This window comes from Flavobacterium aquicola, from assembly GCF_003385115.1.
GTDB lineage: Bacteria > Bacteroidota > Bacteroidia > Flavobacteriales > Flavobacteriaceae > Flavobacterium > Flavobacterium aquicola.
In genome coordinates this window covers 82272-94880 of record NZ_QUNI01000013.1, presented here as the reverse complement: position 1 = coordinate 94880, position 12609 = coordinate 82272, and the positions used below count along the sequence as shown (strand labels likewise).

13 protein-coding genes are annotated in these 12609 nt (G+C 33.5%); 5 read left to right on the top strand and 8 right to left on the bottom strand.

The window, feature by feature from the left end:
- Positions 1–17: 17 nt before the first annotated feature.
- Positions 18–557 carry a hypothetical protein gene (locus C8P67_RS18110; protein WP_115814595.1) on the top strand — a complete coding sequence of 180 codons (540 nt, stop codon included), beginning with the start codon at positions 18–20 and terminating at the stop codon, positions 555–557.
- 15 nt (positions 558–572) lie between these two features.
- Here C8P67_RS18110 and C8P67_RS18105 read toward each other — a convergent pair whose 3' ends face one another.
- The 3 genes from C8P67_RS18105 to C8P67_RS18095 form a co-directional block, all read right to left on the bottom strand.
- Positions 573–2180, bottom strand: a complete 1608-nt coding sequence (locus C8P67_RS18105) for a class I SAM-dependent methyltransferase (RefSeq protein WP_115814594.1) — start codon at positions 2178–2180, stop codon at positions 573–575.
- Between the two features lie 103 nt (positions 2181–2283).
- Positions 2284–2733, bottom strand: coding sequence for a tRNA (cytidine(34)-2'-O)-methyltransferase (locus C8P67_RS18100; protein WP_115814593.1), 450 nt, complete (start codon positions 2731–2733; stop codon positions 2284–2286).
- Between the two features lie 54 nt (positions 2734–2787).
- Positions 2788–3378 carry a pseudouridine synthase gene (locus tag C8P67_RS18095; RefSeq protein ID WP_115814592.1) on the bottom strand — a complete coding sequence of 197 codons (591 nt, stop codon included), beginning with the start codon at positions 3376–3378 and terminating at the stop codon, positions 2788–2790.
- A 171-nt stretch (positions 3379–3549) separates the two neighbouring features.
- Here C8P67_RS18095 and C8P67_RS18090 point away from each other — a divergent pair, with 171 nt between their 5' ends.
- Positions 3550–3906 carry a hypothetical protein gene (locus tag C8P67_RS18090; RefSeq protein WP_115814591.1) on the top strand — a complete coding sequence of 119 codons (357 nt, stop codon included), beginning with the start codon at positions 3550–3552 and terminating at the stop codon, positions 3904–3906.
- 85 nt (positions 3907–3991) lie between these two features.
- Here C8P67_RS18090 and C8P67_RS18085 read toward each other — a convergent pair whose 3' ends face one another.
- The 3 genes from C8P67_RS18085 to C8P67_RS18075 all read right to left on the bottom strand — a co-directional run bounded on the left by C8P67_RS18085 (position 3992) and on the right by C8P67_RS18075 (position 7340).
- Complete coding sequence (locus C8P67_RS18085; RefSeq protein WP_115814590.1) at positions 3992–5557, bottom strand: hypothetical protein; 1566 nt, start codon at positions 5555–5557, stop codon at positions 3992–3994.
- A 64-nt stretch (positions 5558–5621) separates the two neighbouring features.
- Entirely contained in the window at positions 5622–6167 is a 546-nt protein-coding gene (locus C8P67_RS18080; protein ID WP_115814589.1) for an RNA polymerase sigma factor, read from the bottom strand.
- Between the two features lie 312 nt (positions 6168–6479).
- Positions 6480–7340 carry a protease complex subunit PrcB family protein gene (locus C8P67_RS18075; protein ID WP_115814588.1) on the bottom strand — a complete coding sequence of 287 codons (861 nt, stop codon included), beginning with the start codon at positions 7338–7340 and terminating at the stop codon, positions 6480–6482.
- Between the two features lie 182 nt (positions 7341–7522).
- On the opposite strand from C8P67_RS18075, the gene rmuC reads away from it, so the two are divergent.
- The 3 genes from rmuC (at position 7523) to C8P67_RS18060 (ending at position 10240) form a co-directional block, all read left to right on the top strand.
- Positions 7523–8893, top strand: a complete 1371-nt coding sequence (rmuC, locus tag C8P67_RS18070) for a DNA recombination protein RmuC (RefSeq protein ID WP_115814587.1) — start codon at positions 7523–7525, stop codon at positions 8891–8893.
- Between the two features lie 96 nt (positions 8894–8989).
- A complete protein-coding gene (locus C8P67_RS18065) occupies positions 8990–9538 on the top strand; it encodes an acyl-CoA thioesterase (RefSeq protein ID WP_115814586.1) in 549 nt (182 codons plus the stop codon).
- Between the two features lie 162 nt (positions 9539–9700).
- Positions 9701–10240: a YceI family protein gene (locus C8P67_RS18060; protein ID WP_115814585.1), complete on the top strand. Its 540-nt coding sequence runs from the start codon at positions 9701–9703 to the stop codon at positions 10238–10240.
- A gap of 2 nt (positions 10241–10242) precedes the next feature.
- Here the strand turns inward: C8P67_RS18060 and C8P67_RS18055 are convergent, their stop codons facing one another.
- Both C8P67_RS18055 and C8P67_RS18050 read right to left on the bottom strand, forming a co-directional pair.
- Positions 10243–11154, bottom strand: coding sequence for a TIGR01777 family oxidoreductase (locus C8P67_RS18055; protein WP_115814650.1), 912 nt, complete (start codon positions 11152–11154; stop codon positions 10243–10245).
- A 136-nt stretch (positions 11155–11290) separates the two neighbouring features.
- Positions 11291–12586 (bottom strand): cryptochrome/photolyase family protein, encoded by a 1296-nt coding sequence (locus C8P67_RS18050; protein ID WP_115814584.1) that lies wholly within the window; start codon positions 12584–12586, stop codon positions 11291–11293.
- Positions 12587–12609: the final 23 nt, after the last annotated feature.

Here is a 12609-nt window from a genome sequence, read left to right as displayed (position 1 = left end):
GTCGTAAACTATTAAAGATGAAATACTTATTTAAAATAATTTTGTTTTTTTGGATAACCATAAGTTTGGCACAACCAAAATTAGAAATGACTCCAAAAGGTTTTGCTCCTCTTGAAATAGAAACACCCAACCGACCGATCAATAAATTATTAGAGCTGTCTAAAGATTGGGCACCTTATTACAATCAAGATGGTTATGATGTTTTTGATGTTACTGAAAATTCCTTAACAATTGAAGCTCGTTGTAAAAATGCTTATTCCTATTGGAATATAGGTGTAAAATATAATTTTGATATCAAATATAGTCTTAAAATTGTATTTGGTAAAAACCAGAAATATACGCTGACATTTATTGTAGAAGAAATTTATACCGATAGGGTTCCCTTGAAATCTACAGTGGCAGATTTTTTTACACCTGGAGGCAAACTAAAAGAAGATTTCAAAGATGTAAAACCTTCATTGGAAAGAACCGTAAATAAAATTGTAAAATCTTATATTAATTACATAGCCCAACAGTCCGCTCCATTATCCATAACGGGACAGGATACTAACAACTAACTCTGAATTCTTTTTTTAAACTCCTTTCAGTAAATTAATACTCACAGTTGCCATTTCAGAATCAGGGAATTTTTTGAAATAGTCAGGATCAGGGAATAATCCAGCCTCAAAGGCAATTTTGTGCAGTACTTCAATTTCTACAATATATTGATCCGAAAACCCATGGGTCGCATCATAAGCCGTTACAGCTGTTTTTCCAAGGTTTAATGCTGTTATTTGAGGCGCAACGGTATGCAGCTCGATTATCAGCAAGCCGAATTTATGAACATAGGGCGACCATTTTTTGAAGTGTTCCAATAAATTATCTTCCACTAAATTATTGCTTATTCGAACACCTCTGTGTGCAAATGCGCCGGTCGAACTGCTAATTCTATCTATTGAAATTTGTTTTGGCATTTCCCAAATTCGGTTGTGATCTAGAAAAGTTCTCACATTCAGCAAATCTTTTAAATCGATATTATAATTTTCTTTTAAATCATCGGCTAACAAATCCGGACGTCCAATGTCTCCCCAAATTACTTTGGCCCAAATATCGGCTTTGATTAAATTGGCACGGGTAACTTTAAGAGCGGCTTGATTATAATCGGCACCCACCAGAAACAAAGGGTATTTGTCCAGCATTTTTCCTCTCAGCGTCTGGCGGTCAATCACATCAAAAACATGTTCCAAAAAAGCACCATTTCCACAACCCATATCAAGGATTCCTTTGGGCTGTTCAGCAATAGGCAAATTGAATAATTTGATGAGAATTTCATCCACAACTTTAAAATACGTATCGTGCGCACCACCGCTTCCCCACACATTCATTTCGCGGTCAACATGAATTTCATCTTCTCCTTCGCCTACAATTCTTAAAACTGAAGGATTTCCAAAAATCAATTCGTCCATTTTTCTAAAAGTGGGTAAATACGAAACTGTAACGCCGTACGCCGAAGCTCTTTTTGCAAAAAACAATCCAGTTTCAGTAAACTGATAATTTCCATTTTTTCTGGAAAACCATCCCAAATGTGTCAAAAAATTAAGAACAGTTTTAAAATTTTCGGGTGATTTATGAAACTCTTCGGGGCTAAACGATATTTCCATAAAATATTTATGAAACATTCCGCTCATTCCCAAATGAACCGTTATTTGTCCCACTAGAAATCCCTCAATATGTATCAGGATCTGATGCTGCATTTCATTTGTTAATGCATCTTCGGAAAACGAAATCCCGTAATTATTTTGGTATTTTTCAAATATTAATTTCATTCGGTTGAAAACCTCACCTTCAAATAATTTTGGGCGTAAATCATTTGAAAATTCCAACAGCTCCACAACATCTTTATACAATGGAAACAATGAAAAAGCAATTTCACTTTTTTCATTAATGCGAAATGCAATCAGATCAGTTTTAGTGTTGATATAATAATCGAGAAAACCTTGTGAAGCCAAAACACGTAAAGCCACATTTAAATAACCTTCACTGGTTTTGAACTTTGAAGAAAGTTCAGAAAGACATATTTCTTTTCTTTCTAAGATATAAGCTAAGACTCCTTTTTTATGAAGAGCATAAGCAACTGGTGCCGTAACTAAGCCATCGAGGTGTTTGAAAATGGTACTTCTTAAGGAAACGTTGTCTATCATAAAAAGAGATTTTAAGATATAATGCTTATCTCAAATATATGCAATTTCATTTAAAAAAACACATTAACCCATCAATAACCACTAGACAAAAATCATTAATAAACTATAATCCAATCTGCCTTTTCGCTTCACCAACCACAAATGCAACCGAATTAGCGATATTAAAACTTCTGATTAACGGTGACATTGGAATTGTTAAATGATTTTCGAACAAAACCATAACTTCGGAACTCAAACCAACACTTTCCTTACCAAAAACAAGCCAGTCACCATCTTGGAATTCTGCATCATAAATGGATGTTGTGGCATGGGAACTCATCAGGAAAACTCTTGATTTGTCTGGAATTTGTGACGTCCACTCTTCAACATTTTGATATTCTGTGACGTCGAGGTGTACCCAATAATCGAGTCCGGAGCGTTTTAAATTTTTATCATTGATAACAAATCCAAACGGATGGATTAAGTGCAGACGGCTTTCGGTGCCTACGCACAAACGGCCAATATTTCCTGTATTATTTGGTATTTCGGGTTCTACGAGAACGATGTTTAGCATTGTGATTTAAAATTTTTGATTAACGATTTTTGATTGCAGATAGACATAAATAATTTAGATTGTTTGATTTTTGACATTGATATTGAAATCTTCCACTTCCAAAACTTCCCCTGCTTTTAAGTCATTTAAATGTACATTCCCAATTCGGACACGCACTAATCGCAGAGTTGGAAAACCAACCGCCGCAGTCATTTTTCGCACTTGGCGAAACTTCCCTTCATTGACCGTGACAGCCGCCCACGAAGTTGGTCCATGACGCTCGTCACGTATTTTCTTGCCTCTTGGTCCAAAATCAGGAATTTCGGCTATGAGTCTTGCTTCACATTTTTTTGTCTTATATTTTCCTCCATCGAAACCTATCTCCACACCTTCTTTCAATATATCAATGGCTTCCTGAGTAATGACTCCATCAACTTGAACGTAATACTCTTTATCAACTTTTTTGCTTCTAATAATTTCACTTATTAATCCGTCGGTGGTTAATAAAAGTAAACCTTCCGAATCTTCATCAAGACGGCCAATTGCCATAGTTCCTTCTGGAAAATTATGTAATTCTCCCAAGAGCTTTTTCTTGCGTTTCAATTCGTAAATAAATTGGCTTAAATATCCATAAGGTTTATGAAGAATGAAATGACGGTGGGACATACTAACTTATTTTATCTGGGCAAAGATAGATTTGTTTTAGTAAAATTTTCATCCAAATTTGTCCAGATTTCAAAAATAATTAAACCAAAAGCAATGTTAAATGATTGGAATTTAAAGCATAAAAATCGTAGTATTGATATAAGAAACAAATTGTTTTAAAAAACTAACGTTATGGAAAATAAAGATTTAGGTTCTAAAAAGATAAATAACAAACAAGAAATTAATGAAGGTTTCAGCGGGAAAAATATGTTTGGAGATACTGATTCGGACTCACCAAAACTTCAAGAAGAAATAGAAATAGATGCTCAGGGAAATGAAAAAATAGTACAAAGAGCACGAAACTCTGGCGACACTTTAAAGAATGTTACAGACGAGGACGAGAATTCAAATCGTGGTGTTACTAGTGATGCAGATTTAAAAAAAACTTTAGAAAACAGAGATAAAAATTCGGACATAACTCCTAATCGTTATCCAAACTCGCATCCAGATAATCACATAGATAGAGGAAATCAAAAATTGGATGAATAATAATTTAAATTCTTCATATAAATCACATTAATGAATGCTGGATGTTTTTTAGGAATCTCCAGCATTTTCTTTTATAAATTAGTTTTTAAAACGAAACATTCAGCCCCACATTAAACATCCACTGGAATTGATTAAAAGACTGATTCTCCAATGGATTGATGTAATAATTCATCCCCGGCTCTATAAAAAATCTGGTCTTTTTATAGAACTCATACTGCAGAGTACTGCTCAATGACGTTCCGTAAACAAATTCATTTACATTATTGTTTTCTCCTATAGAATTACCATTCAGTAAAACATCATTTGAAATTAATTTACCTACAAAGCCTCCGGTATTCATGCTTATATTGGTTTTCTTTTTACTTAAAAGAGCATAGGAAACCTCTAAAGGCATTTCAAAATATTTTAAATTTTGAGTTACATTTCCTGTTTCAAAACCTGTACTGGCTTTCGAATTTGAGGAAAATAAATAATTTTCATTATCGGAAACAAAAACTACGCTACTGCTTTTAGAAGGACTGTCCTGTACTAAAGGTGATGTCCCAGACGCAAAACTTACTAAACTGCCACGTTCATAATAACCGACTCCTTCTATTTTTTGTCCAAGTTCATTAATTTTAAACCCCGAACTAACAGCCCATTTTTTATTAAGTTTATAATTTGTTTTGATACCGTAACCATTGGACTGCTTGGAGGCCACAGTACTTCCTAAAGCTTTTTCATTATTGAAATTATCAGAACTCATAACTCCTGCAAATACTTGAAGCGACCATTTATCAATAACAGCTTCCGGCTTTGATTTCTTAGTTTTGTCTTTATCCAAATCAGCCAGTGCATTCTCCAGCTGGGCAACTTCTTTTTTTATTATAGAAAGTGAATCTTTAGTACTATTATTTTCTGCTATTGCTGTATTAGGATTGAATCCCGAAACCTCTAAATTTTGATTTGCCTGTACTGATTTAGAATTTGTATTTTTTTCAATTTCTTTATTTTGCTTCGATTCAGAAATAGCATTATTTTCAGAACTGGCTATCGTTTTGGTGTTTCCATTTGAATTACTTTTTGACGAATAATTATTTACCTCAACAACTGAAACGGCATTAGAAAAACCAAAATTTACACTGTTATTTACAACTATTACATCCGACTGTAATTTATCACTTCCTTCAGTAATTAATTGGTTATTTTTTTCTCCTTTGGAATGATTAATTTCCTTTGAATTATTGGTTTTCGGCAAAATAGTTTTGGTTGCTGCTAAATTATTATTTGTCAAAGAAATAATAGATTTATTAGTATTTAAATTTTTATTTTCAGCCTCATTTACGCTATTGGCTTTTTCTTCAAGAGATGCTTTTCCAATAGTGCTTTCATTTTTATTTGTATTATTTTTTTTGTTTTGTTCTGAGTCATTCTGAAGAACAACTTTATCAGTATTATTTTCTATAATCAATTCATGATTATTCCCGTATTTCATAGTTAAAAGAGAAAATCCCGCCACTAGACAAGCCGCAGTCCACCACCAGATAACGGGGCGTTTTTTCTTTTTCGGTTTATCTAATTCGGCTTCAATATTTGCCCATAACTCGGGTGGCGGAGGACTGGAAAAGTTCTCCAATGAAGAAAAAATAGATTTTGCTTCTTTATTTTTCATGCGTAATTATTTTTTTTGAAATCAGTCTGGTTTTTCTTTAATGCAACTAAACAGAAATCTTCTTTTATGCTGTTTTAGAATTTACGACCATCAAAATTTTTTTTTTCAAAATACTCTTGGCCCTATTTAAATTTGATTTGGATGTGCCTTCACTTATTTCAAGCAACACTGCAATTTCTTTGTGTTTCATTTTTTCGAAGACATATAAATTAAAAACCATTCGGTATTGATCTGGCAATTCCTGAATATATTCTAATAATTTTTCCTGTTCAATGGGTACCAATTCTAATTCCTCTTCGGCAGCGACATCAGTATCAAAAACATCCAAAAACAGTATATCTTTTTTCTTTTTCTTTAATGTTTCTAATAACTTATTGATAAAAATTCGCTTAATCCAGCCTTCAAAACTTCCTTCAAATTTGTATTGACCTATTTTTTGAAAGGCAATTACAAAGGCTTCCTGAAAAACATCTTTGGCATCATCCTCATTCCGCATATATTTTAAGCAAAGGCCATAAAGGACTGGAGAAAACAACTGATACAGTTTCAGCTGAGCCTCTCGGTCATTATCGACACATTTTTTAATATACTGGTCTAAGTTCTCTTTCAAGAATTTTTGGCGTTGGTTTATTATTTCTATGCTGGCTATTTGGAATTAGCCGCTTCTTGTTCGAATACTGCTTTATTATTTTTTCAAGAACAAATGATTTCCCAAATATCATTTACAAAAATAAGCTTCTCTTCGATATTATTATAAAAATTTATTTATCTATAAATCAATTATTTAAAACTAAACTTTGTTAGTAAAAATCAAATTTCACCAAACCTTGGCTTCTATTGGTTTTTCTTTGAGATACGTCTTTTTATAAAAATAGAATAACTCAGATTCAAGTAAGAATCTGAGTTATTCTGTAAAATTTATTTAAGATTTAGTTTTTAATTCAGTGATTTTATTTTTAATCACGTTTTTAAATGCAATAATTTCTGCGGTTTGATCTGCGGTATTATCATTATCCAAATATACTTTTGTAACGACACCTCCTAGGCTCCATTCAAAATAAACACCGCCTTGATCATGATCATCCGGCAATCCATAAGTTTTGGAAGTACCTTTTAGGTTTTTTATTTCAGTTGGAACTTTCGCAAGAAAACCTGCATAATCATCTTTAAAAATTAGTGCTTTATAATCTGTCTGATTGAACTGAACAGGAAAATTACTTACTTTCGGGTATTGAAGTACTTTGTAGTTTTCAATTTTATAAAACTGATAACATGATGCCCCTGTACATTCTTTAAAATAAGTACCAACAATTGCATAATCAACAACCTTATTTACTTTTGAAAACAAAAGAGGCTTGGTAGATTTTGGAAGAATTACATAATCTGCAGGGTATGTAGTAGTTGGAGTTTCTCCAACTGCACCAGATGTTTTTTCAGAATATTGAATCAAAATCTGGCAGTCATCCTCAATTACAGATACTATCTTTATATCATAACCAGTTGTAGGTTTTGGTCCGGCCAAAAGTCCCAATATTCTTTTTTGTGTAAAATCCGGTAATGGAACAGCTGCACAAGCGGCAAATTTCTGCTGCATTTCTTCCGTTGAATTTATAGTTATATAAATAGCCTTCGTAGGATTTTCTTTTAACTGCCCGCAGTAATTAAAACTTTCAAAGGCAACATTTCTAACACTACCACAATTTTGTGGTTCCCCGCTTTCTATAGGATCTGAGCAGGAATAAAGACTTAGAGCCACTAACATGATTGAAATCAACTTTTTCATATTTTTTCTTTTTTTAATAATTTATTATACTAGTAAGATGACACTAGTTTAAAAAGGTTGCGTGATGAAAAATAAAAATGTTGATTTAGCATCAGATTTTTAATAATTCGTGAAATTTCATTTTTTAAAATTAAGCACTACGTATTAATGCGTACTTTTGTCTTTTTAAAAAAAAGACATTTATGTTAACAATCCTTCCGTCATTATTGGTTTTTATTATTGCGCTTGCAATAGGTATTTTCATTGGCAAACTAATCTTTTCTGCTAGATTTCAGTCAGAAAGAGTAAGTCTGGAAGAGAAACTAATTGCTGTAAATTCACAATTAATCCAGCAGAAAGAACAATTTTTATTGGATAAAAATGCTTTCGAAAAACAATTGGAAGCATCCAATGCTGAAAAAGAAAATATCCGAAATGAGAAAGACAGTTTAGCCATTCAGCTTTCTAAAAAAGAAGTTGATTTTGAAAATCTATGGGAACGCAATAAAGAGCAAAAAGACGAAGTTGAAAAACTACAGGAGAAATTCACCAAAGAATTTGAAAATCTTGCCAATAAAATATTAGAAGAAAAATCGAATAAGTTTACTGAGCAAAACAAAGAAAACATGAAAAACATCCTGACGCCGCTACAGGATAAAATTCATTTATTTGAAAAGAAAGTAGAAGATACTCATAAAGAAAGTATTGATTACCATGCCGCTTTACGCCAGCAGATATTAGGCCTAAGCGAAATGAATGCACAGATGAGCAAAGAAACCCTGAATTTGACTAAAGCCCTAAAAGGCGACAGTAAAATGCAGGGAAACTGGGGCGAACTGGTACTGGAGCGGGTTCTGGAAAAATCAGGACTGGAAAAAGACAGGGAATATCATGTACAGCAATCACACGTTAATGAAGAAGGCCAGCGAGTTTTCCCGGACGTTGTCATCAATCTTCCTGATGGTAAAAAAATGATCGTCGATTCTAAAGTTTCCTTAACTGCTTATGAAAAATTTATCAACGAAGAAGATGAAATTTTAAAGAAAACCTATCTAAGAGAACATGTCAATTCGATTAAAAGCCACGTGGACCAATTGGGATCCAAAAACTATCACGATTTATACCAGATAGAAAGTCCCGATTTCGTATTGCTTTTCATTCCGATGGAACCTGCTTTTGCATTGGCGCTTAACGAAGATACTGCTCTGTATAATAAAGCTTTTGAAAAAAACATCGTCATCGTCACTCCTTCTACCCTATTGGCCACTTTACGTACCATAGACAGTATGTGGGCAAACCAAAAACAGCAGGAAAATGCTTTTGAAATAGCGCGCCAAGCGGGCGCTTTATATGATAAATTTGAAGGTTTTGTTGCCGATTTAATCAAAATTGGAAAGAAAATTGAAGAAAGTAAGGTAGAATATCAAGGAGCTATGAATAAACTTGTAGAAGGAAAAGGAAACTTGATTACCAGTGTCGAAAAACTTAAAAAAATGGGAGCCAAAGCTAAAAAAGCACTTCCTGACAGCATATTAAAAAGAGCCGAAACTGATGAAAGTTCGCTTTTAAACTAAATCATTAAAAAACTAAACCTCTGCACAGCGAACAAAACCAATAACTTTAACCAATACAATTAAAGACAGCTTTGTCTTTTCACCAAAAATAAATCTATGGACAAAATTTTCAAAACAGTTGCTTCATCACATGTCAGTATTTCAGTATTGATGCTGCCTTCACATACCAATTTTAGCGGAAAAATTCACGGAGGTTATATCCTATCGCTTTTAGATCAAATCGCTTTTGCCTGCGGTTCCAAATTTTCAGGAAATTATTGTGTAACGGCTTCGGTAGATACTGTAAACTTTTTAAAACCTATTGAAGTAGGTGAACTTGTGACAATGAAAGCCTCTGTAAATTATGTTGGAAAAAGTTCTATGGTTGTAGGAATCCGAGTAGAAGCCGAAAATATTCAAACCGGTTATAAAAAACATTGTAATTCCTCTTACTTCACGATGGTTGCCAAAGATAATGAAGGCAACAGCGTACCTGTGCCTGGTTTAATTCTTTCCAATTTTGAAGATGTAAAACGTTTTTGCAATTCATTAAAACAAATTGCGCTAAAAAAAGAACGTGATCATCATCAAGAAGTTTTTAATTATACTTCAAAAGAAACTTTAGAGGGTTTAAAAAAGTACAATATCCAGATTAATCTAGATTAAATTCTAATAGAAAAAACAGTCTTTTCTCAAGATTTTATATATCATTTACAAAAGCCAATATAGAAGAATAAACTTTTATATTGGCTTTATTTTTGGCGCAATTTTATGACTGTTATCATAAATATGTCGTAACTTTAAGTACAACCTTTAATAGACAAGATCATGAAAAATTTTACTCTATTAGTTCTGCTTTTTGTTCTTTATCCCATTAATGCACAAAATAAATTCAGCACATCAAAATGTGTTATTTTCTTTGAAGCATCCGTACCGCTGTTTGAGGCTGTTGAGGCCAAAAATAATGATGTGAACTGTACCCTGTTACCCAATAAAAGTGAAATAACTTTTACAGCCGTTATCAAAAAATTCAAATTTAAAAGAGATTTGATGCAGGAGCACTTCAATACCAATTACATGGAAAGCGACCGCTATTCTAAAGCTACTTTTAAAGGAATCATCGAAAAATTTGACTTAAAGCTAATCACCGAGGAAGAGAAAGATTTTTTTATAAAGGGAAAAATAACGATTCATGGAGAATCACGTATGATAACTGTTCTTGCAAAAATTAAAAAGGCGGGAAACGGAATCCTCATAAACTCCAATTTCACGCTTAACACTGATGATTTCAATATTGAAATCCCAAATATTGTAATTGCCAAGATTTCAAAAAAAGTAAATACCCAGATTGTCTGCGTTTTGAACTAGTGCTATTTTATACAGTTTTTAATTGCCTTTGGAAGATTTTTAAATTGAAATCTAAATCCTAATTTTTTTATTTTATCAGAAGAAACTCTTCTTCCTGTCAAAAGCAGCGTTGCTCTTTCGCCAAGGACTAATTGGATTAAGAAAGCTGGTACTTTGGGTAGCCAAATTGAAAAACCATACGAATTAGCTAATTCTTTAGAGAAAATTAAATTGGTGGTACTATCATTAATAGTAGCATTATATGGGCCTGTCATTTTTCCATTTTCTATAGCTTCAATATACATCATGCACAAATCATGCACATGAACCCAAGGCATATACTGCTTTCCTGAACCTAATGCGCTACCCAGACCTTTTTTAAAGATTGGGTTTAGTTTTTTTAATATTCCTTCATTTTTCCCCAAGACCAAGCCCGTTCGAATCTTTACAGTGCGAATACCTAAGCCTACCATCAAATCGGCTGCATTTTCCCAATCCTGGCAAACAGTTCCCACAAAATCATCTGCAGGCAAAGTATTTTCGGTACAGATACCTTCTCCATTGACCGCTCCATAATACCCAATCCCCGAAGCCGAAACAAAAGCATCGACTCTTTTGTTCAGTTTTTTTAAAGTATCATAAATCAATTGTGCAGATTGTATTCTACTATCCCGAATGGCTGCTTTTCTTTTAGAAGTCCATCTTTCTTCGGCTATATTTTCGCCAGCCAAATGGATAATATAATCGGCATTATAAACCGCCGATTCATCAATATTTTGTGCAGTTACGTCCCAAGTATAATAAGAAACCTTATCTGTGTTTGGTCTGCGGTCTCTCGTAAGTATAGAAACTGTATAATCTCTTTCCAATAATTTTTTAGTCAGATACCTTCCTATAAAGCCGGTACCTCCTGTAATTAAAACATTTTTTTGCATAATTTTAAAAAAATTTGAGGAAGTCAATTATCACAGATACAAATATAAGCCAATGCTTTTTTTAACAGTATTAATAAGAAGTTAAACGTAAGCGAATTATACACAAATAATACTTAAAATATACTATGTAAATCTATCACTTTAAAATTCCAGCTTTGTAAACTGCTATAGCTCTGTCTCTGGCAAATGCATGGTCGACCATTGGCTCACCGTAACCCAAATCGAATTCTGGAATCCACTGGCGAATGTAAATTCCTTTTTCATCAAACTTTTTGAGCTGGATATCGGGATTAAAAACCCTGAAATAAGGCGCTGCATCACAACCCGTTCCGGCGGCCCATTGCCAGTTGCCCACATTGGCTGACAAATCATAGTCAAGTAATTTTTCGGCAAAATAAGCTTCGCCCCACTGCCAGCTGATAAGCAGATGCTTGCATAAAAAACTCGCTGTCACCATACGCACTCTATTGTGCATATATCCAGTTTCATTAAGCTGGCGCATACCTGCATCGACCATCGGATATCCTGTAGTTCCTGTACACCAGCGCTTGAAATCTTCTTCATTATTACGCCACTGAATGCCATCATAAGCCGATTTGAAATTATGAGTAACCACTTTTGGAAAACTAAATAAGATTTGCATAAAGAATTCCCGCCAAATCAATTCACTAAGAAAAACATCATTTTTACGAACTGCCCAATTGACTAACTTTCGGATACTGACGGTTCCAAAACGCAAATGCGGCGACAAATATGAAGTGCTGTCCGCTGCAGGAAAATCCCGTGTTTGATGATAATTTGTAATTTGTGTGAGATTATGAGGCAAGACTTTTATACTATTTGCTTCGAAACCTATTTGCTGTAAAGTGGGGAAATCGAAATTACTTTTGCAGAAATTAAATAAGTAATTAAGAGTTATATACTCTTGAAGCGGTGCCATCGCTTTGTATTTTTCCAGCCATTTGTTTTTGTACGGCGTATAAATCGTATAAGGTAATCCATCTGATTTTGTAATTTCAAGTTCTTCGAAGATCACTTGATCCTTGAAAGAAAAAAAAGAAGCATTGTTATCTTTTGCTAATGTTTCAATTACCGAATCTCTCTTTATGGCATATGGCTCATAATCTTTATTTAAAAAAACTGCTGAAATAGTATATTCCTCAAAGAGTGTTTTCCAAACCTCAGCTGTTCTTCCTTTTTTTATTAAAAGAGAACATCCAATTGCGTTTATTTTTGCATTTATTTTTTGGAGTGACTCGTGTATAAAACCAACACGTGCGTCATTTTTTGGCAGACTATTCAAAATATCCGTGTCAAAAATAAATAACGGAATTACAGGACGTTCAGACTGTAAAGCATGATACAGCGCTACATTATCTTCTAGACGTAAATCGCGCCTGAACCAAAAAATTACTACTTCTTGTTTTATCATTATTTTTAATTGAAAGATTGGTG